The organism is Paraburkholderia diazotrophica, assembly GCF_900108945.1.
Lineage (GTDB): Bacteria > Pseudomonadota > Gammaproteobacteria > Burkholderiales > Burkholderiaceae > Paraburkholderia > Paraburkholderia diazotrophica.
Map to the genome: position 1 here is coordinate 1 of NZ_FNYE01000012.1, position 23,210 is coordinate 23,210.

The window sequence follows — 23,210 nt, forward strand, 5'->3', positions numbered from 1 at the left end:
GTCGCGCAAGCGAAGAAGTCAGATGACCCGTCGTTTTACGGCGCAAAGATCGCCACCGCACAGTTCTATGCGGAGCACGTGCTGCCGCAGGCAGTGGCGCTGGAAGCGTCGATCGTCAGCGCGAAGGGCGCCGAAGGCGTGCTGGCGCTGTCGGAAGATCAGTTTTAAGCGCTGCCGAAATCCAAGGCAATTGCCTGGCAAACAACAACGGCGCCCGTGGGCGCCGTCGTCGAATGTCGGAACGGAGAATCGGTCAGGCGTAAGCAGGACGCGTCTGACCCGTCGTTTCGCCGAGATAGCGATACACGGACAGGTCGCCCGACTGGATCGCCGGGCGCTTGCCCGAGATCAGATCGGCGAGCAGTTGGCCCGAGCCGCACGACATCGTCCAGCCGAGCGTGCCGTGTCCCGTGTTCAGGAACAGGTTCGAGACAGGCGTGCGGCCGACGATCGGCGTGCCGTCCGGCGTCATCGGGCGCAGGCCCGTCCAGAACGTCGCCTTTGACGTATCGCCGCCGCCAGGGAACAGATCGTTCACACACATTTCGAGCGTCTCGCGGCGCGCGTCCTTGAGCTTCTTGTCGAAGCCGACGATTTCCGCCATGCCGCCGACACGAATCCGGTTGTCGAAACGCGTGATCGCGATCTTGTACGTCTCGTCGAGCACGGTCGACACGGGGGCCGACTTCGCATCGACGATCGGCGCGGTGATCGAGTAGCCCTTGAGCGGATACACGGGAATCTTGACGATGCCCGACAGGAACTTCGTCGAGTACGAGCCAAGCGCCACGACGAAGCTATCCGCGCGGACGATCTCGCTGCCGCACTTCACGCCGGCGATACGATCGCCTTCCATCGCGAGTGCGTCGATCGGCGTGTTGTAGCGGAACTTGACGCCCAGTTGCCCGGCGAGCGCAGCGAGGCGCGTCGTGAACAGCTGGCAGTCGCCCGTTTCGTCGCCCGGCAGGCGCAGGCCGCCCGTCAGCTTGTGTGAGGTCGCTGCGAGCGCCGGCTCGGCGCGCGCGAGCTCGCCCGGCATCAGCAGTTCGTATGGAACGTTCGCTTCCTTCAGCACCGCGACGTCCTTGGCGGCGCCATCGAGTTGCTGTTGCGTGCGGAACAGTTGCAACGTGCCGCCCGTACGGCCTTCATACTGGATGCCCGTTTCGGCGCGCAGCGCCTGCAGGCAGTCGCGGCTGTATTCGGCGAGGCGCACCATGCGGCCCTTGTTGACGGCATAGCGCTCGGACGTGCAGTTCTGCAGCATCTGCCACATCCACTGCAACTGGAATTGCGTGCCGTCGAGACGGATGGCGAGCGGCGCATGCTTCTGGAACATCCACTTGACGGCCTTAAGCGGAATGCCAGGCGCGGCCCACGGCGAAGCGTAGCCCGGCGAGATCTGGCCGGCGTTGGCGAAGCTCGTATCGAGCGCGGGGCCCGCTTCGCGATCGATGACGGTCACTTCGTGGCCCGCGCGCGCAAGATAATAGGCGCTCGTGATCCCGACGACGCCACTGCCCAGAACGACAACACGCATAGCTACTCCCAAAAGGTCGAAGGCTCACGGCGTATAAGAGAAAGAAGGGCCTCGTCGTTCGTGCTTTTGTTCGATTAACGAGGCGATGTGCCGGATGCCTAGTGTTAACCGCTATACTATTTGCGTCTAGGTAGGTTTTGTTATTGTATTTTTCAGATTTTCAGTAAAAACCATGCGTACACAGCGTCAACCCGTCCGCGCGCTCGACAAGCTCGACCACAAGATCCTGAAAATCCTCCAGGAGGACGGCCGGATCGCGATGAAGGAACTCGCCGAACAGGTCGGCCTGTCGGTGACGCCGTGCATCGAGCGCGTCAAGCGCATGGAGCGCGACGGCGTCATCACCGGCTACCACGCGCGCGTGAATCCTGCGGAGCTGGGCGCCGCGCTGCTGGTGTTTGTCGAGATCACGCTCGACCACAAAAGCGGCAACATGTTCGACCAGTTCAGGCGTGAGGTGAAGAAAATCCCGGAGGTGCTCGAATGCCATCTTGTGTCCGGGGAATTCGACTATCTGATCAAGGCGCGCATCGGCGAAATGGCCGACTACCGCAAGCTGCTCGGGGACATCCTGTTGCAACTGCCCGGCGCGGTGCAGTCGAAAAGCTATGTGGTGATGGAGGAAATCAAGGAAACGCTGACGATTGCCGTCGGTGAATGAGCGGTCCGACGGGGGCCGTGCGCGGTGAATCGGCCCTTAAAGTCGCGCTCGACAAAAGCCGTAAAGACTGTATATTTATACAGTATTCTGCGCTGCCTTTGATGTGTGCCGTGACCGACTACGACCGAGAGATCCCCGAATATCCGATCGCGCCGCCCGCTCCGCGCAAGGGGCGCGGCGCGGTGACGAACTTGCAGGGCCGCTATGAAGTGGACCAGCGCGAGGCCGTCGACGACGGCTGGATCGCGCCGTCAGAAGACGAGAGCGGCCGGCCCGCGCTGCGCACGCAGATTTTCGAGGAGTGCGCGAAGAGCATCCTCACGCATAACAAGTCGCCGGACATTCCGTTCAACGTGTCGCTGAATCCGTATCGCGGTTGCGAGCACGGCTGCATCTATTGCTTTGCGCGTCCGACGCACAGTTATCTGGGGCTGTCGCCGGGCCTCGATTTCGAAAGCCGGATCTACGCGAAGGTCAACGCGCCCGAACTGCTCGCGCGTGAAATGGCGAAGAAGTCCTATGTGCCGGAACCGATCGCGCTAGGCGTAAATACGGACGCATGGCAGCCAGCCGAGCGCGAGTTGCAACTGACGCGACGCGTGATTCAGGTGATGAGCGACCATAACCAGCCGTTCGCGGCGATCACCAAGAACTCGCTGATCGAGCGCGATATCGACCTGCTGGCGCCGATGGCGGAGAAAGGGCTGACGATGGCGGCAATCACGATTACGACGCTCGATGCCGACATCGCTCGCACGCTCGAACCGCGCGCCGCGACGCCTTCGAGGCGGCTCAGAACCATCCGCACGCTGGCGGACGCGGGGATTCCCGTTGGCGTCAGCATCGCGCCCGTGATTCCGTTCGTCACGGAGCCGGACATGGAGCGCGTGCTCGAAGCGTGCGCGCAAGCCGGCGCGACGAGCGCGAGCTATATCGTGTTGCGTCTGCCTTGGGAAGTCGCGCCGCTCTTCAAGGATTGGCTCGCGGCGCATTTTCCGGATCGCGCCGACCGCGTGATGAGCCGCGTACACGATATGCGCGGCGGCAAGGACTACGATTCGTCGTTCTCGACGCGGATGAAGGGCGAGGGTCTATGGGCCGATCTGCTCCGGCAACGCTTTGCGAACGCGGTGCGGCGTCTGGGCTTGAATGCGCGCAACCACGGCATTCTCGACATGTCGCATTTCAAACGGGTCGAACCGTCCAAGCCCGTTGCGCCGGAAACATCCCAGTTAAGCCTTTTCTGATGGAGCGGTTACTGTGAGATCGCTTTCGCGGCTTCGACCTGAGATTCGAAATAGGTCTGGAACGACAGCGCAAGACCCGTCATCAGCAGGAACGCGCCGATCAGCAGCGAAAAGATCACGATGAAGACGACGGTCCAGCCAGCGTGGCTGTGATGTCCGGTTTGCGCGTTGAACTGCGTGTCCCATTTTTCATCCGGACGCAGGCCATAGACGATCGCGGCCAGAAATGCCGCCAATATCGACACGGCGCCGGGAACAGCGAGCACCCAGCCAGTGATGGAAGCGCGTTCGGTCGCCGCGAGCAGCAGGAAGCCGGGAATGCCGATGATCGTCCCAACGATGTGAGCCCAGCCCCACACGTCACGCGCGCCGTACAAATAGAAGCGATGCGCGCCGAGCGTGCCGAAGAAAAACGCGAGCGCGGCGGTGACGGTCTTCGAGCGAAAGCGCGAGTGATGCGTAGCGACGGTAGCCATGAACGTGATCGACAGGGTAACGAGGGCGTGGCTGCGCAGACGGTGCACAGCGCGACGCGCATTCTACGACGCCCGCTGTCCGCGCGGCGCTTCCGATCGCTTATGCCCGGCTTGCGTCTTCGCCGAGAGCTGCGCGGCAGAGCAGGTCAACAAAAGGTGACAGCGACGAAGCGAAAAGGATCAGAATACGCGTCCGCTGCACGGAATCGTGGCGCGTACGCGACGGCGCTGCGAGCAGTAAGGGATCTAGGTGTTAAAGAGGGCTTCACTGCTCTCCAGCAGGCTGGCTCGGACTGTTTCATACTTGCGCGTTCATCCGGATGGGCGTCCCGCGCAACCCCATCGTCCGGTTTATCCCGCTAAGTGTTTGTTGTGGTTTCTGTTTCGGGATATAATCGCGTGTTTCAGTAGTTTCGAACCCCGGTTTTCAAGGATTCTAGTATGGTCATCATCCGCTTGGCTCGTGGCGGCTCGAAGAAGCGCCCGTTCTACAACATCGTCGCAACCGATTCGCGTAACCGTCGTGACGGCCGCTTCATCGAGCGCGTTGGCTTCTACAACCCGGTCGCCACGAAGGGTGAGTCGCTGCGTATCGCTCAAGATCGCCTGACGTACTGGCAAGGCGTTGGCGCGCAACTGTCGCCGACCGTCCAGCGTCTGGTGAAGGAAGCGCAAAAGGCGCAACCGGCTGCGTAAATGCAGTTTCAAGGTACATCGTCGGCTCGTGCAGCGTCGGTTCTGCGCGAGTCTGGGTGTACGGGTTTGACGTATGCAGGCTCGAGGTTCGCTGATGTCGGAGCGTGATTCGGATAGTTCAGGTCGCGCGAAGGCGAAATCCCAGCCGGTCACGCGGGCGTCATTCGGTGCATTTGTCAGCAAGCCGGTCGAACGGTCCGCAGACAAGGCCGCGGCCGCGCAGGAAATGTGCGACGAGTCGACGGAGAGCTGGCCCGGCGATGCAATCGAAGTCGGTGCAATTGTCGATGCATACGGTCTCAAAGGCTGGGTGAAGGTGGCCGCGCATGCGGACGCCGGCCAGGGCGGCGACGCCTTGCTCAACGCCAAGCGCTGGTGGCTCGAAAAGGGTCGCGAGCGCAAATCGGCGCCCTGCCTGCAGTCGAAGATTCATGGCGACAGCATCGTTGCGCATCTGGGCGGCGTCGCCGACCGTGATGTCGCGCTCGCGTTGCGCGGTTATCGCGTCTACGTGCGCCGCGGCGACTTCCCTGCGCTCGAAGCCGATGAGTATTACTGGGTCGATCTGCTGGGCCTCGATGTCGTCAACGAGGCGGGCGTCGAACTCGGCAAAGTGGCGGATCTGATCGACAACGGTGCGCAGTCGGTGTTGCGCATCGAGTATCCGGCTACCGGCAAAGACGGCAAGCCTGTCACCGGCGAGCGCTTGATCCCGTTCGTCGGCGTCTATGTCAAGACGGTGGATCAGACGGCGAAGAAGATCGTCGTCGACTGGGACGCCGATTACTAGAACGTTCGCTTCACGGAGAGAGCGATGCAATTCGATATCGTCACGCTCTTTCCCGAAATGTTTCGCGCGCTGACCGACTGGGGCATCACGAGCCGCGCAGCGAAGCAGCAGCGTTATGGGTTGCGCACGTGGAATCCGCGCGATTTCACGACCGACAACTACCGCACGATCGACGATCGCCCGTACGGCGGCGGCCCTGGCATGGTGATGCTGGCCAGGCCGCTCGAAGATGCGATCGATGCCGCGAAAGCGGCGCAGGCGGAGCAGAGCATCAACGGCGCGCGCGTGGTAATGATGTCGCCGCAGGGCGCTACGCTGGATCACGACAAGGTGATGCGTTTTTCCGCAGAGCCCGGTTTGATCCTGCTGTGCGGCCGCTACGAGGCGATCGATCAGCGGCTGATCGATCGTGTCGTCGACGAAGAAGTGAGCCTCGGCGACTTCGTGCTGTCGGGTGGCGAGCTCCCCGCCATGGCGTTGATCGACGCCGTCGTGCGTCATCTGCCAGGCGTGCTGAACGATGCGCAATCGGCCGTGCAGGATAGCTTTGTCGATGGTTTGCTGGATTGCCCGCACTACACGCGTCCCGAGGAATACAACGGTGTGCGCGTACCCGATGTGCTGCTCGGCGGCCATCATGCGGAAATCGAGCAGTGGCGGCGGCGCGAAGCGCTGCGCAACACGCTCGTCAAACGGCCCGATCTGATCGACCGGGCCAGAAAGAACAAGTTGTTGAGCCGTGCCGACGAGGCATGGCTCGCAAATCTCGCCAAGGAAGCCGCGAAGCATTGAGTCTTCGGGCGACGAGGCGAGACCTAGGCGGAGCCTTCCATGCGTGGCCGGTTCCAGATGTGAACCCATCCTCTATCGGGGCCGTAGCCGGGCGCGCGTAGCGCGAGGCAGGTACGAACGCCGACAAGATGGCATTAGGAGTCAGTGATGAATCTGATTGCAAAACTCGAGCAGGAAGAAATCGAGCGCGTGCTCGCAGGCAAGACCATTCCCGAATTCGCTCCCGGCGATACGGTGGTGGTGAACGTGAACGTGGTTGAAGGTAACCGCAAGCGCGTTCAGGCCTACGAAGGCGTCGTGATCGCGAAGCGCAACCGTGGCCTCAACTCGTCGTTCATCGTCCGCAAGATCTCGTCGGGCGAAGGCGTCGAGCGTACGTTCCAGACGTATTCGCCGCTGCTGGCAAGCATCGTCGTCAAGCGTCGTGGCGATGTGCGTCGTGCAAAGCTGTACTACCTGCGCGAGCGTTCGGGCAAGTCGGCTCGAATCAAAGAGAAGCTGGTGTCGAAAGACCGCGCTGCAGCCGCTCAACAGTAAATGCTGTAAGAAAAGCACCCTTCACGGGTGCTTTTTTCTTTGCCAGGTCAAAATAGCGTTATGTCCCACAAGCGCTGGTTCGAGACTTCCATTGACCGCCCCTTCACGTCCCGCCCGTCCCGTATTTGACCCCGAAGCATTGCCTGTCGAGGCGACAGATGCCGATCTGCCCGCCGTCGTCTCCGAACGCCTGACGCCCGATGGCCTGCGCGCGCGCTTCGAGCAGAACCTGCCGTGGGAGCAGGAGACGCGCGAAGTGCGCTGGCGCGAAACAGGCGATCCGCGCGTCGCGGCGGTGCTGGTGCCGCTCGTCGTCCGCGACGAGGGCCTGAGCGTGCTGCTCACGTTGCGCGCCGATCATCTCAACGACCACGCAGGGCAGGTCAGCTTTCCGGGCGGCCGTCATGAACCCGCCGACGCCACCGTGACGGCAACGGCACTGCGCGAAGCGCAGGAAGAAGTCGGTCTCGATCCGTCTCGCGTCGAAGTGCTCGGCGCGTTGCCCGAGTATCTGACGGGCACGGGCTTTCGCGTGACGCCTGTCGTCGGTCTCGTTCATCCGCCGTTTTCAGTGAAGGCGGATTCGTTCGAAGTCGCGGAGATCTTCGAAGTGCCACTGCGCTTTCTGATGGAGCCGAGCAATCATCAGGTGCGCGTGCTGCACTGGGAAGGCGGCGAGCGTCGTTTTTTTGCAATGCCTTACCCGCGCGGCGAAGCGGGCGGCCATTACTTCATCTGGGGCGCAACGGCGGGCATGTTGCGCAATTTCTATCGCTTCCTCGCCGCTTGATGCGAAGCGGCGCGCGAAGCACAGGGCCGGCTGTAGTGCATCTGTAATCGCTGCCTCTCAGCCCCATCCGACCCTGTGCTATCGTTATGACCAATTCCGATAGCTCGGCCAGACAGAACCGCTCGTCAAGAACTCGAATAGCACGGCGCCTCGCATGACTTTTTTCTCCGTATTGTTGGCCCTCATCCTCGAACAGGTGCGCGCGCTGTCGCCGAACAATCCCGTTGCGGCACTCCTTCAATACCATGCGGAATCGACGGCGCAAGGCTTCGATGCCGGCAAGGAAAAGCACGGCTTCCTCGCGTGGCTGGTCGTCGTGCTGCCGTGGACGCTCGTCGTCGGCCTGATCTACTTCGTGCTATACGAGATTCACTTCGTGCTCGCGTTCCTGTGGAACGTCGCAGTGCTGTACTTCACGCTGGGCTTCCGGCAGTTCAGCCACTATTTCACGGATATCCATCTGTCGTTGAACAACGACGACGTGCCGCGCGCCCGCGAAATCCTCAACGAATGGACGGGCATCGATACCGTCGACATGCCCGTCAGCGAGATCGTGCGTCACACGCTGATTCATGCCGTGGTCGCGTCGCATCGCCATGTGTTCGGCGTGTTCTTCTGGTTCCTGATTCCCGTCGGCCCCGCAGGCGCGGTGCTGTATCGCACGGCCGAATACCTGGCGCGCGCCTGGTCGCAGCCCGCCGACGACCGGACCGTTGCATTCTCCACGTTCGCGCAGCGCGCGTTCTTCGTGATCGACTGGATTCCGGCGCGCCTGACGTCGCTGGGCTTTGCGATCGTCGGCAACTTCGAGGACGCGATTTATGCATGGCGCAACCACACGCGCCAATGGCCCGATACGAACGACGGCGTGTTGCTCGCCGCCGGCAGCGGCGCGTTGGGCGCGCGGCTCGCGGGCCCGCTTGCCGAAGTGTCGAGCCTCGATGCGCTGGCGACGGGCGACGGCGGTCCGATGACCGTCGGCGATGACTGCACGCCGCGCACGCTGCAATCGGCGGTGGGCCTCGTGTGGCGCGCCGTCATCCTGTGGATGATCCTGCTGCTGATGCTGACCATTGCGGTCTGGCTTGCATAAGCGCTGTCGCCAATCCTCAGCGCGAAAAGCCGGCACGAAAGACCAAACGCCAATCCCGCATACCGCCCGCTGAAAGCCGCCTTCAGTTTTCCAACGGATTGCGCGCAGTACCGCAATTCCAGCACACGGTGAACTGCGCTTCGAGCCATTCGCCGCAATGCGTGCAACGCCATCCGGGCGCATCGGCGGCAGGCCCGTTGCGTGCCGCGTCGATCACTTTCCTCGCCAGCATCTCGTCGCGTTCGTCGACGAGCCAGAGTTCCGGCGCGCACTGATCCGCCGGAATCTCGCCGATCGCGCCGCTCAGATAGCGGTTGTGCAACTCGCACGCGATACCCGCCGCGGCCAGCAGATTGACCCAATGCTGTCCGATTACGACGTTCGGCGCGCGCATCAGTTTCATCATGATCAATATCAGCGGACGATCTGGCTCGCCTCGTGCACGAGCTGCGCATAGAGCGCGTGCCGCTCCTTCGCGATGCGGCCATCGGCGACGGCTTCGAGAATCGCGCAGCCCGGCTCATGCAGATGATGGCAGTTGTAGAAGCGGCAGTTCGGCAAGAGCGGCCTGAACTCTGGAAACGCGCGCTCGAGCTTGCCTTCCGTCAGATGGTGCAGGCCGAATTCCTGGAAGCCGGGCGAGTCGATCAGCGCGCCTTCGCCGCCGGGAAGCGGGTAGAGGCGCGTGAAGGTGGTCGTGTGACGGCCGCTGTTGAGCGCCGTCGAGATTTCGCGCGTCGCGACTTCCGCATTGGGAATCAGCAGATTTACGAGCGTCGACTTGCCCATGCCCGACTGGCCGAGCAGAAGCGTCGAATGTCCGCGCAGATGTTCGGCGAGCGTTTCGCGGGCGGCTTCCGGCTGCATCTTGATCGACACTTCGAGCACGGTATAGCCGAGCTCGCGATACAGTTCGAGCCGCTTGCGCGCGAGCGGCAGCGCGGCCTCGACGTCGATCTTGTTCAGCACGATCAGCGGCTTCAGTTCGTTCTCTTCCGCGGCGACGAGCGCGCGTCCGAGCAGGTCTTCGCTGAAATGCGGCTCGGTCGCGAGCACGATCAACAGCTGATCGAGATTCGCCGCAAAGAGCTTCGACTTGTACTGATCCGAGCGATAGAGCAGGTTGCGCCGCTCACCGATCTCGACGATCACGCCCTGATCGGCGGAAGTCGGCTCGTACAGCACCTGGTCGCCGACGGCGATCTCGCTGCGCTTGCCGCGCGGGAAGCATTGCAGCATCGCGCCGCCGTCCTCGGGCGCGACGATGTAGTGACGGCCATGCGCGGCGATCACGAGACCGCGCGTGCGTTCCTGCGCGCGCTCGCTGGCGGCTGCCGCGCGCAGCGCTTTCGGTGAACGGCCGCTCATGCGTGACGCAGCAGCCGGTCGATCCGCTGCGAAGCGGGCGGATGCGAGTAGTAGAACGCCGTGTAGAGCGGATCGGGCGTGAGCGTCGATGCGTTGTCCTCGTACAGCTTCACGAGCGCGTTGACGAGATCCCTCGCGTCCGTCTGCGTCGCGGCGAACGCGTCGGCTTCGAACTCATGCTTGCGCGAGAAAAGGCTGCCGAGCGGCGTCACGAAGAACACGAACACGGGCACTGCGAGGAAGAACAACACGAGCGCGAGCCCGTCGTTGCTGCCCGTCATCGACGGCTGCACGCCGAGGCCTTCGAAGAACCACGTACGCTGCGCGAGCCAGCCGAGCAGCGCGAGCATCGCAAGGCTGATCGCGAACGTGACGATCATCCGCTTGATGACATGGCGGCGCTTGAAGTGGCCGAGCTCGTGCGCGAGCACCGCTTCGATCTCGCTGCCCGACAGGCGCGAGAGCAGCGTATCGAAGAACACGATGCGCTTCGACGAGCCGAAGCCCGTGAAATACGCATTGCCGTGCGCCGAGCGGCGGCTGCCGTCCATCACGAACAGGCCCTTCGCGGCGAAGCCGCAGCGCTTCATCAGCGCGTCGATGCGATGGACGAGCGCTTCGTCTCTCAGCGGCTCGAACTTGTTGAACATCGGCGCGATGAAGGACGGGTAGAGAACCAGCACGAGCATCTGGAACACGACCCAGACGACCCACGCCCACCACCACCAGTACGTGCCCGCCTGCTTCATCAGCCACAGCACGACGAACAGCAGCGGCAGGCCGAAAGCGGCGCCGAGCAGCACGCCCTTGATGCGGTCGACGAAGAAAATGCGTTTCGTCATCCGGTTGAAGCCGAAGCGCTGTTCGATCGCGAACTGGCGGTAGTACTCGAACGGCAGATCGACGGCGCTCGTGATCGCTATCACAGCCGCGACCAGCGCGATCTGCCCGACATAGCCCTGGCCGAACCAGTCGCCGATGGCAATATCGAGAATCTGCACGCCGCCGAGCAGCGTGAGCACGATCAGCACGGCCGCGCTGACGACGATCTCCATCATCGTCAGCCGCGTGCGTTCGATGGTGTAGTCGGCGGCGCGCTGATGCGCGGAGAGAGCGATCGTGCCCGCGAACTGCTGCGGCACCCGATCACGGTGCGCCGCGACGAAGCGGACCTGGCGCGACGCGAGCCAGAGCTTCATGCCGACCATCGCCGCCACGGCGAGCACGAACAGAACAGTGAAGTACAGAGTAGGCATCCGGGGAATCCGTGGGTTCTATGCGAGAATTATATGTTTGTTCCTGCCTGCGGGCGGGAGCGCGCCATCGTTGGCCCATTGCGGGTGTCGGCTGACCCGCTCGCGCCGTTCCAAATCAAGGTTGCCTTCAATGACTGACATTATCGAATCCGTCGATCAGCCGCCGCTCGTGCGCAGCGACATGAACCTCGTCTGGCTCGACATGGAAATGACGGGGCTCGATCCCGACAACGACCGCATCATCGAAATCGCTGTCGTCGTGACCAATTCGACACTCGATAAGGTCGTCGAAGGCCCCGTGCTCGCGATCCACCAGAGCGACGAGACGCTCGGCAAGATGGACGACTGGAACAAGAACACGCACGGCCGTTCGGGGCTGATCGACCGCGTGCGCGCGTCGACGGTGACGGAAGCCGATGCGACGGAGCAGATCCGCGTGTTCCTCGGCCAGTACGTGCCGCCTGGCAAGTCGCCGATGTGCGGCAACTCGATCTGCCAGGACCGCCGTTTCATGGCGCGCTGGATGCCCGAACTCGAGACGTTCTTCCATTACCGCAACCTCGACGTCAGCACGCTGAAGGAACTGTGCCGCCGCTGGCAACCTGCGATCTACAAGGGTTTCCAGAAGCGCGCGATGCATACGGCGCTTGCCGACATCCACGAATCGATCGACGAACTGCGCTACTACCGCGAGCATTTCCTGATCCCGGCCGCAGGCACGGCCGCCGACGCGCCGTCCACCGACGCGCCGGCAAAATAAATCAGCCCTGCCGTGGAGCGCGTATCGCGCTCTTCGGCCGGAACGCCGTCACGATGTCGGCGTTCGTCTCGATGTACGGACCGCCGATCAGATCGATGCAATACGGCACGGCGGCGAAAATGCCCGGCACCTTCACTTTGCCTGCCTCGTCGCGCAGGCCTTCCAGTGTCTCCTTGATCGACTTCGGCTGTCCCGGCAGATTGATGATCAGCGCGGCGCGCTCGGCCGTCTCGCGGATCACGGCCACCTGACGCGACAGGATCGCCGTCGGCACGAAGTTCAGGCTGATCTGCCGCATCTGTTCGCCGAAGCCCGGCATTTCCTTTGTCCCGGCCGCAAGCGTCGCCTCGGGCGTCACGTCGCGGCGCGCGGGGCCCGTGCCGCCCGTCGTCAGCACGAGATCGCAGCCCGCTTCGTCGACCAGTTCGATCAGCGTCTTCGTAATGGTCGGCGCGTCGTCCTGGATCAGGCGCGTTTCCGTGCGAAACGGCGACGTGAGCGCGCCGCCGAGCCACTCCTGCAACGAAGGTATGCCCTTGTCCTCGTAGACGCCCGTGCTTGCGCGGTCGCTGATCGAAACAAGGCCGACGACCAGTTCGTCGGGATGATTACGCGTGGGAATCGTCATCGTCGTCGTCCGAATCGTGGGTAGCGGCTTCGTCGTCGTCCGCGCCGGCGCTGTCCGCGTTCTTGATCCACTGGAACAGCTCGCGGAAATAGCGCGGCGGCTTGCCTTGCTGCACTTCCTTGCGCGCATTGCGGATCAGCGTGCGGCCTTGCTGCGGATCGGCATCGGGATGCACGCGGATGAATTCCGTCAGCGCGGCGTCATCGGCAAGCAGCTGTTCGCGCGTGCGCTCGATCCAGTGCAGGCGCGCCGTTTCTGCCTTGTTGATGCCCTTGTACTTGTCGAGCGCCTCGCGCAGCGCGCCTGTTTCGTCATCGGTGAGTCCGCGCATCACCTTGCCGACATACTGCATCTGGCGGCGCTTGCCTTCGTGATCGGTGATGCGGCGCGCCTCGCGTATCGCTTCGTCGAGCGCTTCCGGCATTGGCATGCGCTTGAGCGCGTCTTTCGGCAGCGCGGCGAGTTCTTCGCCCAGCGCCTGCAACGCGTGCATTTCGCGCTTCAGTTGCGATTTGCTGGGACGGTCATACCCGTTGTCGTCGTCGACGTCAGCGAGTGTCATCGGTTGAATGCGGGTTTTGCGTGTCATGCGCGGTATTGTAACTTGCCGTGCTGTCGCCAAGCCCGCCGCACGTCGCGCCAACCGGTCCACACGCGCCGCGCATCGCATCGCCGCAAGGCATCGCGAATGCCAGGTGCAGCGGCGTAGAGCTTGCTATGATCGCGGGATGCGTCGGCGCACAGGCCGGCGAAGCAGGGCAACATGCAACGACGAACTCTCGCGGGCCTCGGCCCGGACCGCACGGCAACTGAGGACGGCAAACGACAATGGCAGCAGACATGGAAGTCCGGCAACGTTTCTTCCCGCACACGCAGGATGAACTGAAAGAAATCGCCTCCGACATTCTTCGCCACGCAAAGTCGCTCGGCGCAACCGATGCGGCAACCGAAATCTCCGAGGGCGACGGCCTGTCCGTTTCCGTACGGCGCGGCGAAGTCGAGACGATCGAGCACAACCGCGACAAGATGGTCGGCGTGACAGTCTTCATCGGCAACAAGCGCGGCAACGCGAGTACGTCTGACTTTTCGCCCGAAGCGCTGAAGGACACGGTGATGGCCGCGTACAACATCGCGCGCTTCACGGCGGAAGACGACTGCGCGGGGCTCGCCGAAGAAGCGCTGCTGGAAACCGATCCGCGCGATCTCGACCTGTATCACCCGTGGAATCTGGATGCGGACGAAGCCGTCGAACTCGCGCGCCGCGCGGAAGACGCCGCATTCGCCACGAGCCCGCTGATCAAAAACTCGGAAGGCGCGAGCGTATCGGCGCAGCATTCACAGTTCGTGCTGGGCACGTCGCGCGGCTTTCTGTCGGGCTATCCGTACTCGCGTCACTACGTGGCGTGCGCGCCGATTGCGGGTAGCGGCCGCAACATGCAGCGCGACGACTGGTACACGTCGAAGCGCAGCGCAGGCGAGCTGGCCGATCCCGAAGCCGTGGGCCGCTACGCCGCCGAGCGCGCGCTCGCGCGCATGGGCGCGCGCGGACTCGATACGCGCAAGGTGCCCGTGCTGTTCGAGGCGCCGCTCGCGGCCGGCCTGCTCGGCGCGTTCGTGCAGGCGACGAGCGGCGGCGCGCTGTATCGCAAGACGTCGTTTCTCGTCGACAGCCTCGGCAAGCCGGTGTTCGCGCCGCATGTGCAGATCGTCGAAGATCCGCATGTGCCGCGCGCGATGGGCAGCGCGCCGTTCGACGAAGAAGGCGTGCGCACGAAGCAGCGCGCCGTCGTGAAGGACGGCGTCGTCGAAGGCTATTTCCTGTCGACGTACTCCGCGCGCAAGCTCGGCATGCCGACGACGGGCAACGCGGGCGGCTCGCACAACCTGTCGCTGCGCAGCGCGCTCACGCAAGACACGGACGACTTCGAGGAAATGCTGCGCAAGCTCGGCACGGGCCTGCTGCTGACGGAATTGATGGGGCAGGGCGTCAACTACGTGACGGGCGATTATTCGCGCGGCGCGTCGGGCTTCTGGGTCGAGAACGGCAAGATCCAGTACCCGGTCGAGGAGATCACGGTCGCGAGCACGTTGCAGGAAATGTTCCGGCATATCGTCGCGATCGGCGCGGATACGATCGTGCGCGGCACCAAACAGACGGGCTCGGTGCTGATCGAGCGCATGACCGTCGCGGGGCAGTAAGCGGTATTCACTGAGCGGTATGCACTAGGCGGTACATCGAGGCGCAAGCCGCTTCAAAAACGCAAAAGCCACGGAAGCGATTCCGTGGCTTTTTGCTTTGTACCGGGCAGGGGCCAGAGGCTCAACGCGCCTTGCGTCGGTACGTCACGAACGCATATTCGAAGTCGTTCGGCTCTTTCGCACGATGCGTTTCGCGCGCGACTTCTTCCCACTGCGCAGGATCGGGCGCCGGGAACGTCGCATCGCCTTCGAAGTCCGCGTGAATCTCGGTGACGATCATCTTGTCCGCGTGCCGCAAGCCGTCTTCGTACAGCTGCGCGCCACCGATCAAAAACGCTTCGGACGCGTTGTCGCGTGCCGCGAGCGCCAGCGCGTCGTCGAGATTCGTGACGGTGTCGCAGCCGGCGAACTGGCGTTGCGCATCGCGCGTGACGACGATATTGCGCCGTCCCGGCAGCACGCGGCCAATCGATTCATGCGTCTTGCGGCCCATCACGATGGGCGCGCCCATCGTCGTGCGCTTGAAGAAAGCGAGGTCTTCGGGAAGCCGCCAGGGCAGCTGGTTGTCACGGCCGATCACGCCATTGCGGGCGCGAGCGACGATCAGAGTGAGCGTCGTCATGCAAGAAAGTATGGAACGGGTAGCGGAAAGCGGAAGCCGATTCTACCCGAGCGCGCGCTGCCCGGCCGAACACGCCCGGCAGCGCGCGAGACGGCCCGCGCCGTTCGCATCCCTTTGGGCCGCTCAGGTCGCGTGCAGAGGCGCTAGTCGCGCGCGTCCTGATCGCTGGCGTCCAGATCTTTGTCGTCGCCTTTGAAGCCCGCCTTGTCGTCATTCGACGTATCGCGCAGGCCGTGCGTGCCCATCAGCCGGTAAAGTGTCACTCGCGAGATCCCGAGGTCCGCCGCCGCCTCGTTGAGCCGATGCCGGTGCCGCAGCAGCGCGGCCTCGATCGCGCGCTTTTCGGCGGCTTCGCGCGCCTGCGCGAGGCTCGTCGTCTGCTGCTCGCTGAAGTGCGCGAGGTCGAGATCTTCGGCGGAAATCAGCTTGTTTTCCGCCATCACGATCGCGCGGCGCACGCGGTTGATCAGCTCGCGCACGTTGCCCGGCCAGTGATAGTTGTACATCGCCTCGATCGCCGACGGCGTGAAGCCGCGAATCTTGCGCGCGTTATCGGCCTTGAACTTGCCGAGGATGTGATGCGCGAGCAGCTCGATGTCCTTGCCGCGCGCGCGCAGAGGCGGCTCGTCGACGCGCAGCACACACAGCCGATGGAACAGATCCGAGCGGAAGCGCGCGTCGCTCATCGCATCTTCGAGATCGACGTGCGTCGCGGAGATGATGCGCACGTCGACGGGAATCGATTCATGGCCGCCGAGGCGCTCGATCTTGCCCTCCTGCAGAAAGCGCAGCAGGCTCGCCTGGCTTTCCATCGGCAGATCGCCGATTTCGTCGAGAAAGAGCGTGCCGCCGTTCGCGGCCTCGACGCGGCCGATCTTGCGCTGGTTCGCGCCCGTGAACGCGCCGCGCTCGTAGCCGAACAGCTCCGATTGCAGCAGGTGATGCGGAATCGCGCCGCAGTTAATCGGGACGAACGGGAACTTGCGGCGCGGCGAGCGCTCGTGGATCGCGAGGGCGGTCAGTTCCTTGCCCGTGCCCGATTCACCCGAGATGAACACGCTCGCATCGGTGTTCGCGACCTTGCGGATCGTGCGGAACAGTTGCTGCATCGCTTCGCAGGTGCCGACCATTTCGTCATCGCTCGCGCTCGTGGTGTCGAGGGGCATGTCGGGGTCGCACAGATTGACCATGCCGTACGCGTGGCCGACGAGATAGTCGACGGTCGCGTTCGCCACGGGAATCTTCACGTAGTCGAAGCAGTAGTGGCGAATCAGCCGCCGCACGTCAGGATCGGCGAGCCGCTCGGCGTTCGCCAGCGCGATCCAGCCGACCTGCTGCGCACGCAGGCTCGGCTCCAGGCCGGGCAGCTCGCGCACCGCGAAGCTCGCCATGTCGGCGATGCCCGCGCACACCGTCGCGGGCTTGATGAGCCGTCCGACCTCGTGCGCCGAGCGCGCGACGAGCACGTTCCAGCCGCGGCTTTTCAGATGCTCGACGAGCGCGTCGTCGGGCGCGCGCGCGACATATAGCAGGGTGCGCGTCGCGACGCGCGTATCGACGGCCGTCGGAACCACATCGGATGCAGCGGGTGCGGCGGGTGTCGTGGACCCATGCGACGCCGCCAGGCGCAGCCCTGCGCCGGCGGGTGCAGGAACGGGGCTCAGATGAGAAGTTTCGCGCACGATCTGCCTCGTATCAGTGTCACGTCAAAAGGTGTAGGGAAAGCGCACGCCGATTACGTAGTTCGGCGCGTCGGGCGTCATGCCGATCGACACCGAACCGTTGATCGTCAGATGCCTGTTCACCACATGGTTCAGTCCGAAATTCATCACGGCGGCCGTCGTTTCGCTGCCCGGCACTTTCACGTAGTCGCCGCCAGGCGCCTTCGTCTTCGACGAGGGCTGCAGCGCGAGCGTGTACGAGATGCTGGCCGAGTCCTTGTCCGAGAATGCAAGCGCCACGCCCGCCCCGAGCTGGAAGATGTCGCCGAGCTTCACGGTTGCCGGCTGCGTCTGTCCGACCACCGATGAAATGTCGTCGAACGAGCGCGCGATGTTGTACGTGTAGGAGAGGCTGCCGAACAGCACGACGGGGTCATAGGTCTTGAGCACCGACAAACCCGCCGTGACGTTCCAGAAGCCCGTGCCCGTGGGCAGCTTCGACGGCGCGACGAGATTCGTGTTATCGGGGTCGAGCTGAACGACCTTGAGGCCGAACGGCGAGGTGCCCGTCGGTGCTTTCACGCGCAGACTGCCGACGACGTCCGGGATGTTGTTGGTCTCTTTCAGGAACTGGTAGTAGATCCCGAAGTTGACGTCGCCGATCGCATTCGAATTGACGGACGCATCGGACAGCGTGTTGGCCGCGCCTCCCGCGCCGCCGACGATGAACTGGCTGTGCCGGTACACATACGGCACGTCGACGTCGACGCTGATGCGGTCCGTCAGACCGTAGCGCGTGTCGAGATCGGCCATGATCTGGTGCGACTTGGTCTGCCCCAGATTGATGTTGCCGAGGAAAATCGCGTCGAGCGCGAGGAAGCCGGACAGTTGCAGCTGGCGGCGGTCGTAGTAGGTATCGCTGATACCCCAGTCCAGCGTCAGCTTGTGATCGAAGAGGGGCGCGTGCTCGCGCTGCACGACGGCTTCCTCGGCCTGCGTGCGTACGGGCTCGGCAGCCTTCTGCGTCTGGCCGACCGCGCCTTGCGGCAGGCCGGGACCGCTCGCCTGCGCGTTCGGGTTGGTCGTGCCCGGCGAGCCGCCCGCCGATGCGCCCTCCGGCGCAGGCGGATTGACGGGCACGCCTGTCGCGGTGCCCGTCGCGTTGCCCGGCGCGGGCGCGCCCGGCGTCACCTGCGCGAGCGGCGGCAGCGGCACGGGCAGGCCGTCGGCGCCCGGCTGCTCGGCGACGGCTTCGCTGCCAGCGGGCGCGCCATAGCCCGGCGCGCCGCGACCGCGCTGCGCCATTTCCAGATTCGTCACCTGCCGCTCGAGCGACTGGATCTGCCGCTGCTGCTCGTCGACCACGCGCATCAGCGTATTGAGCCGTTCTTCTAGCGACTGATTGTTGAGCGCCTGCGCGCCCGCTCCCTGCGACAGCGCATACAGCATTGCAGCAGCAGGGATGGCCGCGAGTCGAGCCCGCGGCCTCCTGCTTGTTGTATTGGTCATCATTGTTGTTCCCCCGGTGAAACTGGCAGCGCGTGGCTGATTCTTGTGCCCGGCGCTGCCGCATTTCGTCGCGACTCCTCCTGGTGACATAAAGCTGCCTTCATCTCCTTGAACCAGGCGCGTTTTGCAGGGCCTGGAGGACGCCGGCCTGGCGCAGCATCGCGGACGACATCGGCGCCGTCCGCAATGAAAGCTGCAACTGGTTGGCGACTTGCTGGTTATTGCCTGCGATCTGCAGCAGTTGTGCGATTGCGCCCGCCTGTTGCGCGTTGCCGGGCACGATGGTTTGCGACGCGATGCCCGCGGGCGTCTGCAGCGCGACGGTCACGCCGCCGTTGCCGAACGCGATGCCCGCCTTGATGGTGCCCGCCGCGTTCGATGCCGATGCGCTCTGCGCATTCGCGCCGCCCGCCAGCAGTTGCGGATTGTTGTTGAAGTCGATCTGCGCCGTGTTGAAGCCGACGTTGCGATCGCCCGCTACCTGCGTGACCTGCGATACGCCGTTGACGGAGACGCTTTGTCCGCCGCCGGCGTGGGCATGCGGGTTCGCGCCCGGATTGCCGTGGCCGTCGGTGACGCTCGCGCGCGTGTTGACGTTGGCCGTCAGCGCGTTCGCCGCATCGCGCGCGACGGAGAGACTGCCTTGCGCGAGCGCATTCGCGCCGTTCGGCAACTGCCATTGCGAAAGCACGTTCAATACGAAACCGGAGATCATCTGTCCGCCCGCGCCTTTTCCGGTCTGCTGGGCGAGCACATCGTCCCCGACGCTTTGCCACTGGATAGCGGCCGGCGCCACGTCGCGGAACGTCGTCAGGTCCGAGGCGTAGGCGCTGGTCGCGAGGCCGCACGTCGTGGCAAGCAAGATCGCGAGACACGTGCGGCCGGGCTGTGAGAGAGAGTGCTTCATGGGTGGTCAGAACAGGTCTGCCTTGATCAAGCCGTATTCGACAAAGGGAGTCGCGGCCGTCCCGTTGGCGAGCGCGCGCTCGCGCAAACGCAGCGCCAGCGACTCGTTGTCCTGCAACAGCGGGGAATCCTCCCTGAACGGTTTCCCGACGACTGCGAACACGAGCCCGTTCCACGTCTTCGCGAAGTCCTCCTCGAGCAGGATGCGATTGCCGAGGGCAGGGTCCGCGATGAAGATGCGACCGTCCTGCGCGTGCTTGACGATCACGAAGTGCTCGTAGCCGTCGATGTTCATCAGAACCATGACGGGGATCTGGAGGTGATACAGCGCGTCCGTGTTGACCCTGAAGCCGCGCCCGCGCAGGCCGATCGTCTCGACGAACTTCTTCATGTCGAGCATCGAGAAGCCGTTCTTGACCACTACTTCCGGCGTGGAGAACACCATCATCCGGCGGATCAGCTCCGTCTCGGGGATGTCGATCCCGTAGCCGTACTTGAGCAGGGTCGCGAGCGCCGCCGCGCCGCAGCTGTAGTCGAACTGCTGGCTGACGATATGGCGGTACCGGAGCTCCCTCATCGAATGCACCGTTTTGGTTAGCGGAACACCTGCGAGGGTAGACGTGTCGATGCTCGCCTGTGCGTGCCCTGTCGCACACATCGCGCAAGTTGCGAACGCAACGGCAGCATCGGCGAATCGAAACGCCGGATACCGGTCGAACCGGGACATGCTGGTCTCCTGTCGACCCGGGTTAGCGCTTCAGCTTTCGGCTAGAGTGAGTGGTTTGGCTGTCGGCTGGCGTTAGTGCTTTAGCACTTACGCGAGCCCCACGCAGAGCGCTCACTCCAGCGTCATGCAGAGCACTTACCGGGTCCCATGCACAGCGGTCGACCAGAGCCGGCATGTCGGCGGGATTGGAGCCTGGGTGTCCGCTCCCGTCGCATGCGTGCGCTGGTCCCATGCAACATCGCTGCTGCCAGGTCGCGCCGGCGGCTGATTAGGCCGCCGGTGCATCCCCTTATGGCTGCTTTTTTAGTGGCTCGTGTTCATCGAAGCGATTGCGAGGCCGTTGTGCTGCACGTTGCCCGCGCCGCCCGCGATGTTCACGCCGATGTTGCCGGTCGCGTGGCTCAGCGCGCCCGCGCCGAGCATCGCCGTGCCTTCGAACGAACCGTGGAACGACACGCCCGCCGACTGCGACGATTCATCCGTGGCGACCATCGCCGCGCTGGCATGATTGCGCGAGACCGTCGACGTCGAAGCGGCCATACTGTTGTTCTGCACGTTGCTGATGCCCGACGCGACGTTCACGCCGACGTTGCCCGATGCGTACTGCAGCGAGTTGTCACCGACCGATGCGTTCACCTTGAAGTTGTTGATGTTCGCGTGGCCACCCGAGCTCTGGTTGTTGAAGACCTGTGCGTTACCGAACACATTGCCGGCATCGACGGAAGCGAGCGCGGCGTCGTTGCTCTGCGCGTTGTTCACGCCTTCCGCGATGTTCACGCCGATGTTGCCGCTGACGTTCTGCGCGGCGTTCGCACCCGTCGTCGCCGTCAGGTTGCCCGCCTTCTGCGTGTTGATGTGCTCGGTGACCCTGCCGTACACGTCGACATCCGTCCTGTCTACCGTCGAGCTGAAGCCCCATTGCGCCGCTACGCTGTCGTGGCTGCTCGACCTTTCGACTTCATAGCCGCTCGACTGCTCGCGGAAGGCCTGATAACCGGAACCCTGGTTGGCCTTGTAGCCCCACACCGCGCCCTGGCCCGAGCCTTCCACCGCGCCGAATGCACCCGACAGGTGGTTGCTGTTGCTGTAGCTGGATTCGTTGTAGCCGGCGGAGAAGCCGCCTTGCACATGCGCTTCGCCGAAGCCGAAGTGCGGGGTGTTGAACGACGCGTACTGATAGCTGCCGCCCGCATGGCCGCCTGCCGAAATATGGCCGCCGGCGTTCTGGCTGTCATGGCTGAAGCTGCCGTTGATCTCGGATGCATGGGCGCTGAACTCATAGCCGCCGCCCTTGATCGAGCTGCTCTGATTCGCGTACTTGTAGCTGGACGATTCCTGGAAGCCCTGGGCGCCATACGCCGACGACGAGTGCGACGTCGACACGGAAGCCCACGCGTAGCCGCCGCCCTTCACTGAGTCGTAGCTGTTGTTGATACGCGTCGTGATGCTGCCCGACGTGTACGACTGCGCGTTCGGGCTCAGCGATGCGTTCGCGTACGCATGCTGCGTGTTGTTGACGACGGCGCCCGCCGTGCTGGAGACGCCCACGCAGCCGAACAGCGTGACGAATCCTTCGATGCCGACGGCTTCGCCCACCAGCGTCGCGTTGAAGATGAACGGGTTCTTCAGCGGGCTCGCGAAGGCGCTGGAGGAAGCGGCTGCGAGGACGGCTGCTGCAATGAGAGTGCGCTTCATGTTTCGCTCCGATACTCGTTGTGGTCAGTTAGAAAAGAGTGCCCGCCGGGGGACGGAGCACAAAACTGTTTGCCGTGGCATTACCGGCGCCGGCAGTCTGGTTGATCTGCACGATTCCGTTGACGCTCTTGAAGGCGTCGTTGGAGATGCTGGTCTCGCGCACGGTTTGGACCCCGATGGCTTGACCCTGACCGCCGTTCTTCGCGGCCGCCGCGGACAGCACGCCATCCGAGACAGCCTCGACTCCAGGCGCCGCAGTGCCGAGCTGCACACTGTTGCGCTGGAGATTCCCTGCGCCCGCAGATTGGTTCACCATCACCGCTCCGGACGTATTCGAAAATGCATTGCCGTTGATCGACGCGCGCGCGTTCGGCACGCGGGCCCGCGCGCCGGCGCTCTGGATGCTGGCGTTGTCGTTGCCGGCGGCGTTGCCGTTCGAGATCGTCAACTGGTTGAGCTGCGCGTTGTTCAGCCCCGCCGTCTGGTTGACCGCGAGCGCGCCCGTCACGCCGACGGCTGCGCCCGTCGCGATGTCAGCGTCGCCCGTCACGCGCGCTGCCTGTTGTTGCATCTGTTGCGGCATCTGTTGCGCGCACGCGGCGTGCATTGCTGCGAGCCCGGCGAGCGCGAAGGCCGCTTCGCAGGCGAGCGCCGGGATGCGCCGGAGCGGCAATGGCGAACGGAAGAGCGCGGTCATTTGTTGAGCCCTCCGAGCGCGCCGCCCAGCGCCGTCGAGAGCGGCGCGAGCGCGCCCGTCACCGACGCCGAGATGCTGCCGCCGAGCCCCGGCGCCGGTTGCCCGATGCCACCGGAGTTGAGCGCGACGTTGTTGTTCGTCGTGTTGCCCGTCAGGATGCGTGTGACGGCCTGCAGCCCCGCGTTGCCCGCGACGTTCCTGTCGAGACCCGTCGAGCCGTGCGCGTTGGTCAGGTCGGCGTCCGAGGCGACTTGCGCCATCGTCGGGTTGAAGGTGTTGGCGGGGAACGTCGAGACACGCGAGGTCACGGGGTCCTGATCCCTCGGCACCGGGTTATACGCGATGCGCGGCGTGATTTCCCTCTCGACGACGATATCGCCGGGATTCACGACCTGCGCGGCTGCGACGCCCGCGAATCCGGCAGCGGATGCGCCGACGAATGCGCCGACAAGCGCAGCCAGGGTTGTCGCGCGCGTTGCGCGGCTGTACCGCGTCCCCAATGAAGCGATCATTTTGCGTGCTCCCGATACGGAGTCCGAAACACTTTGCATGGTCTTCGT

26 protein-coding genes are annotated in these 23,210 nt (G+C 64.0%); 11 read left to right on the top strand and 15 right to left on the bottom strand.

Features of this window, described 5'->3' with window-relative positions:
• Nucleotides 1–168 (top strand): acyl-CoA dehydrogenase C-terminal domain-containing protein (locus tag BMW76_RS16730; protein ID WP_143062277.1); only part of this gene is annotated, 168 nt, incomplete at its 5' end.
• An 85-nt stretch (nucleotides 169–253) separates the two neighbouring features.
• Here BMW76_RS16730 and BMW76_RS16735 read toward each other — a convergent pair.
• The gene (locus tag BMW76_RS16735) at nucleotides 254–1,540 is read right to left on the bottom strand and encodes a D-amino acid dehydrogenase (protein WP_090866955.1); all 1,287 of its coding nucleotides are present in this window, start codon (nucleotides 1,538–1,540) and stop codon (nucleotides 254–256) included.
• A 172-nt stretch (nucleotides 1,541–1,712) separates the two neighbouring features.
• On the opposite strand from BMW76_RS16735, the gene BMW76_RS16740 reads away from it, so the two are divergent.
• Complete coding sequence (locus tag BMW76_RS16740; protein WP_090866957.1) at nucleotides 1,713–2,201, top strand: Lrp/AsnC ligand binding domain-containing protein; 489 nt, start codon at nucleotides 1,713–1,715, stop codon at nucleotides 2,199–2,201.
• Nucleotides 2,202–2,302: 101 nt separating this feature from the next.
• Nucleotides 2,303–3,448, top strand: a complete 1,146-nt coding sequence (locus BMW76_RS16745; protein WP_177200406.1) for a PA0069 family radical SAM protein — start codon at nucleotides 2,303–2,305, stop codon at nucleotides 3,446–3,448.
• An 8-nt stretch (nucleotides 3,449–3,456) separates the two neighbouring features.
• On the opposite strand, the gene BMW76_RS16750 is transcribed toward BMW76_RS16745, so the two are convergent.
• Nucleotides 3,457–3,924, bottom strand: a complete 468-nt coding sequence (locus tag BMW76_RS16750) for an NINE protein (RefSeq protein ID WP_090866959.1) — start codon at nucleotides 3,922–3,924, stop codon at nucleotides 3,457–3,459.
• Nucleotides 3,925–4,365: 441 nt separating this feature from the next.
• Between BMW76_RS16750 and rpsP the strand changes: the two genes are divergently transcribed.
• The 6 genes from rpsP to BMW76_RS16780 all read left to right on the top strand — a co-directional run bounded on the left by rpsP (nucleotide 4,366) and on the right by BMW76_RS16780 (nucleotide 8,622).
• A complete protein-coding gene (rpsP, locus tag BMW76_RS16755; protein ID WP_006476550.1) occupies nucleotides 4,366–4,620 on the top strand; it encodes a 30S ribosomal protein S16 in 255 nt (84 codons plus the stop codon).
• 94 nt (nucleotides 4,621–4,714) lie between these two features.
• Nucleotides 4,715–5,410 carry a ribosome maturation factor RimM gene (rimM, locus tag BMW76_RS16760; protein WP_090866961.1) on the top strand — a complete coding sequence of 232 codons (696 nt, stop codon included), beginning with the start codon at nucleotides 4,715–4,717 and terminating at the stop codon, nucleotides 5,408–5,410.
• A gap of 24 nt (nucleotides 5,411–5,434) precedes the next feature.
• A complete protein-coding gene (gene trmD, locus BMW76_RS16765) occupies nucleotides 5,435–6,202 on the top strand; it encodes a tRNA (guanosine(37)-N1)-methyltransferase TrmD (RefSeq protein ID WP_090866963.1) in 768 nt (255 codons plus the stop codon).
• Nucleotides 6,203–6,349: 147 nt separating this feature from the next.
• The gene (rplS, locus tag BMW76_RS16770) at nucleotides 6,350–6,739 is read left to right on the top strand and encodes a 50S ribosomal protein L19 (protein ID WP_087738977.1); all 390 of its coding nucleotides are present in this window, start codon (nucleotides 6,350–6,352) and stop codon (nucleotides 6,737–6,739) included.
• A gap of 91 nt (nucleotides 6,740–6,830) precedes the next feature.
• On the top strand, nucleotides 6,831–7,529 hold the full coding sequence (locus BMW76_RS16775) for a CoA pyrophosphatase (RefSeq protein ID WP_090866965.1): 699 nt from the start codon (nucleotides 6,831–6,833) through the stop codon (nucleotides 7,527–7,529).
• A gap of 154 nt (nucleotides 7,530–7,683) precedes the next feature.
• On the top strand, nucleotides 7,684–8,622 hold the full coding sequence (locus tag BMW76_RS16780) for a CobD/CbiB family protein (RefSeq protein ID WP_090866968.1): 939 nt from the start codon (nucleotides 7,684–7,686) through the stop codon (nucleotides 8,620–8,622).
• 82 nt (nucleotides 8,623–8,704) lie between these two features.
• Here the strand turns inward: BMW76_RS16780 and BMW76_RS16785 are convergent, their stop codons facing one another.
• The 3 genes from BMW76_RS16785 to BMW76_RS16795 are packed head-to-tail and all read right to left on the bottom strand — an operon-like array spanning nucleotide 8,705 to nucleotide 11,246.
• The gene (locus BMW76_RS16785) at nucleotides 8,705–9,025 is read right to left on the bottom strand and encodes a putative signal transducing protein (RefSeq protein ID WP_090867286.1); all 321 of its coding nucleotides are present in this window, start codon (nucleotides 9,023–9,025) and stop codon (nucleotides 8,705–8,707) included.
• A gap of 11 nt (nucleotides 9,026–9,036) precedes the next feature.
• On the bottom strand, nucleotides 9,037–9,990 hold the full coding sequence (gene rsgA / locus BMW76_RS16790; RefSeq protein ID WP_090866970.1) for a ribosome small subunit-dependent GTPase A: 954 nt from the start codon (nucleotides 9,988–9,990) through the stop codon (nucleotides 9,037–9,039).
• On the bottom strand, nucleotides 9,987–11,246 hold the full coding sequence (locus BMW76_RS16795) for a M48 family metallopeptidase (protein ID WP_090866972.1): 1,260 nt from the start codon (nucleotides 11,244–11,246) through the stop codon (nucleotides 9,987–9,989). The genes rsgA and BMW76_RS16795 overlap by 4 nt, the downstream gene beginning before the upstream one ends.
• A gap of 130 nt (nucleotides 11,247–11,376) precedes the next feature.
• On the opposite strand from BMW76_RS16795, the gene orn reads away from it, so the two are divergent.
• Nucleotides 11,377–12,006 carry an oligoribonuclease gene (orn, locus tag BMW76_RS16800; protein ID WP_090866974.1) on the top strand — a complete coding sequence of 210 codons (630 nt, stop codon included), beginning with the start codon at nucleotides 11,377–11,379 and terminating at the stop codon, nucleotides 12,004–12,006.
• A gap of 1 nt (nucleotide 12,007) precedes the next feature.
• Here the strand turns inward: orn and mog are convergent, their stop codons facing one another.
• The gene (gene mog / locus BMW76_RS16805) at nucleotides 12,008–12,634 is read right to left on the bottom strand and encodes a molybdopterin adenylyltransferase (RefSeq protein WP_090866976.1); all 627 of its coding nucleotides are present in this window, start codon (nucleotides 12,632–12,634) and stop codon (nucleotides 12,008–12,010) included.
• Nucleotides 12,615–13,223: a ribosome biogenesis factor YjgA gene (gene yjgA, locus BMW76_RS16810; protein ID WP_090866978.1), complete on the bottom strand. Its 609-nt coding sequence runs from the start codon at nucleotides 13,221–13,223 to the stop codon at nucleotides 12,615–12,617. Before yjgA ends, mog begins: the two co-directional genes overlap by 20 nt.
• 239 nt (nucleotides 13,224–13,462) lie before the next feature.
• Here yjgA and pmbA point away from each other — a divergent pair, with 239 nt between their 5' ends.
• Nucleotides 13,463–14,833, top strand: coding sequence for a metalloprotease PmbA (pmbA, locus tag BMW76_RS16815; protein ID WP_090866980.1), 1,371 nt, complete (start codon nucleotides 13,463–13,465; stop codon nucleotides 14,831–14,833).
• 121 nt (nucleotides 14,834–14,954) lie between these two features.
• Here pmbA and BMW76_RS16820 read toward each other — a convergent pair whose 3' ends face one another.
• The 8 genes from BMW76_RS16820 to BMW76_RS16855 all read right to left on the bottom strand — a co-directional run bounded on the left by BMW76_RS16820 (nucleotide 14,955) and on the right by BMW76_RS16855 (nucleotide 23,162).
• The gene (locus BMW76_RS16820; protein WP_090866982.1) at nucleotides 14,955–15,455 is read right to left on the bottom strand and encodes a dihydrofolate reductase; all 501 of its coding nucleotides are present in this window, start codon (nucleotides 15,453–15,455) and stop codon (nucleotides 14,955–14,957) included.
• Between the two features lie 143 nt (nucleotides 15,456–15,598).
• Nucleotides 15,599–17,137 (bottom strand): sigma-54 dependent transcriptional regulator, encoded by a 1,539-nt coding sequence (locus tag BMW76_RS16825; protein ID WP_090866984.1) that lies wholly within the window; start codon nucleotides 17,135–17,137, stop codon nucleotides 15,599–15,601.
• Nucleotides 17,138–17,161: 24 nt separating this feature from the next.
• On the bottom strand, nucleotides 17,162–18,628 hold the full coding sequence (locus BMW76_RS16830; protein WP_218162540.1) for a hypothetical protein: 1,467 nt from the start codon (nucleotides 18,626–18,628) through the stop codon (nucleotides 17,162–17,164).
• A gap of 97 nt (nucleotides 18,629–18,725) precedes the next feature.
• Nucleotides 18,726–19,532: a peptidase C39 gene (locus BMW76_RS16835; RefSeq protein ID WP_090866986.1), complete on the bottom strand. Its 807-nt coding sequence runs from the start codon at nucleotides 19,530–19,532 to the stop codon at nucleotides 18,726–18,728.
• A gap of 6 nt (nucleotides 19,533–19,538) precedes the next feature.
• Nucleotides 19,539–20,258, bottom strand: a complete 720-nt coding sequence (locus tag BMW76_RS16840; RefSeq protein ID WP_090866988.1) for a C39 family peptidase — start codon at nucleotides 20,256–20,258, stop codon at nucleotides 19,539–19,541.
• A gap of 303 nt (nucleotides 20,259–20,561) precedes the next feature.
• Nucleotides 20,562–21,953 (bottom strand): hypothetical protein, encoded by a 1,392-nt coding sequence (locus BMW76_RS16845; protein ID WP_090866989.1) that lies wholly within the window; start codon nucleotides 21,951–21,953, stop codon nucleotides 20,562–20,564.
• A gap of 28 nt (nucleotides 21,954–21,981) precedes the next feature.
• Entirely contained in the window at nucleotides 21,982–22,650 is a 669-nt protein-coding gene (locus BMW76_RS16850) for a hypothetical protein (RefSeq protein ID WP_090866991.1), read from the bottom strand.
• A complete protein-coding gene (locus BMW76_RS16855; protein WP_177200407.1) occupies nucleotides 22,647–23,162 on the bottom strand; it encodes a hypothetical protein in 516 nt (171 codons plus the stop codon). Before BMW76_RS16855 ends, BMW76_RS16850 begins: the two co-directional genes overlap by 4 nt.
• Between the last annotated feature and the right edge of the window lie 48 nt (nucleotides 23,163–23,210).

Coding starts and splice junctions, on each gene's coding strand:
- BMW76_RS16735 (WP_090866955.1), bottom strand. CDS start 1,540: ATGCGTGTTGTCGTTCTGGGCAGTGGCGTCGTCGGGATCACGAGCGCC.
- BMW76_RS16740 (WP_090866957.1), top strand. CDS start 1,713: ATGCGTACACAGCGTCAACCCGTCCGCGCGCTCGACAAGCTCGACCAC.
- BMW76_RS16745 (WP_177200406.1), top strand. CDS start 2,303: ATGTGTGCCGTGACCGACTACGACCGAGAGATCCCCGAATATCCGATC.
- BMW76_RS16750 (WP_090866959.1), bottom strand. CDS start 3,924: ATGGCTACCGTCGCTACGCATCACTCGCGCTTTCGCTCGAAGACCGTC.
- rpsP (WP_006476550.1), top strand. CDS start 4,366: ATGGTCATCATCCGCTTGGCTCGTGGCGGCTCGAAGAAGCGCCCGTTC.
- rimM (WP_090866961.1), top strand. CDS start 4,715: ATGTCGGAGCGTGATTCGGATAGTTCAGGTCGCGCGAAGGCGAAATCC.
- trmD (WP_090866963.1), top strand. CDS start 5,435: ATGCAATTCGATATCGTCACGCTCTTTCCCGAAATGTTTCGCGCGCTG.
- rplS (WP_087738977.1), top strand. CDS start 6,350: ATGAATCTGATTGCAAAACTCGAGCAGGAAGAAATCGAGCGCGTGCTC.
- BMW76_RS16780 (WP_090866968.1), top strand. CDS start 7,684: ATGACTTTTTTCTCCGTATTGTTGGCCCTCATCCTCGAACAGGTGCGC.
- BMW76_RS16785 (WP_090867286.1), bottom strand. CDS start 9,025: ATGAAACTGATGCGCGCGCCGAACGTCGTAATCGGACAGCATTGGGTC.
- rsgA (WP_090866970.1), bottom strand. CDS start 9,990: ATGAGCGGCCGTTCACCGAAAGCGCTGCGCGCGGCAGCCGCCAGCGAG.
- BMW76_RS16795 (WP_090866972.1), bottom strand. CDS start 11,246: ATGCCTACTCTGTACTTCACTGTTCTGTTCGTGCTCGCCGTGGCGGCG.
- orn (WP_090866974.1), top strand. CDS start 11,377: ATGACTGACATTATCGAATCCGTCGATCAGCCGCCGCTCGTGCGCAGC.
- mog (WP_090866976.1), bottom strand. CDS start 12,634: ATGACGATTCCCACGCGTAATCATCCCGACGAACTGGTCGTCGGCCTT.
- yjgA (WP_090866978.1), bottom strand. CDS start 13,223: ATGACACGCAAAACCCGCATTCAACCGATGACACTCGCTGACGTCGAC.
- pmbA (WP_090866980.1), top strand. CDS start 13,463: ATGGCAGCAGACATGGAAGTCCGGCAACGTTTCTTCCCGCACACGCAG.
- BMW76_RS16820 (WP_090866982.1), bottom strand. CDS start 15,455: ATGACGACGCTCACTCTGATCGTCGCTCGCGCCCGCAATGGCGTGATC.
- BMW76_RS16830 (WP_218162540.1), bottom strand. CDS start 18,628: ATGATGACCAATACAACAAGCAGGAGGCCGCGGGCTCGACTCGCGGCC.
- BMW76_RS16835 (WP_090866986.1), bottom strand. CDS start 19,532: ATGAAGCACTCTCTCTCACAGCCCGGCCGCACGTGTCTCGCGATCTTG.
- BMW76_RS16840 (WP_090866988.1), bottom strand. CDS start 20,258: ATGTCCCGGTTCGACCGGTATCCGGCGTTTCGATTCGCCGATGCTGCC.
- BMW76_RS16845 (WP_090866989.1), bottom strand. CDS start 21,953: ATGAAGCGCACTCTCATTGCAGCAGCCGTCCTCGCAGCCGCTTCCTCC.
- BMW76_RS16850 (WP_090866991.1), bottom strand. CDS start 22,650: ATGACCGCGCTCTTCCGTTCGCCATTGCCGCTCCGGCGCATCCCGGCG.
- BMW76_RS16855 (WP_177200407.1), bottom strand. CDS start 23,162: ATGATCGCTTCATTGGGGACGCGGTACAGCCGCGCAACGCGCGCGACA.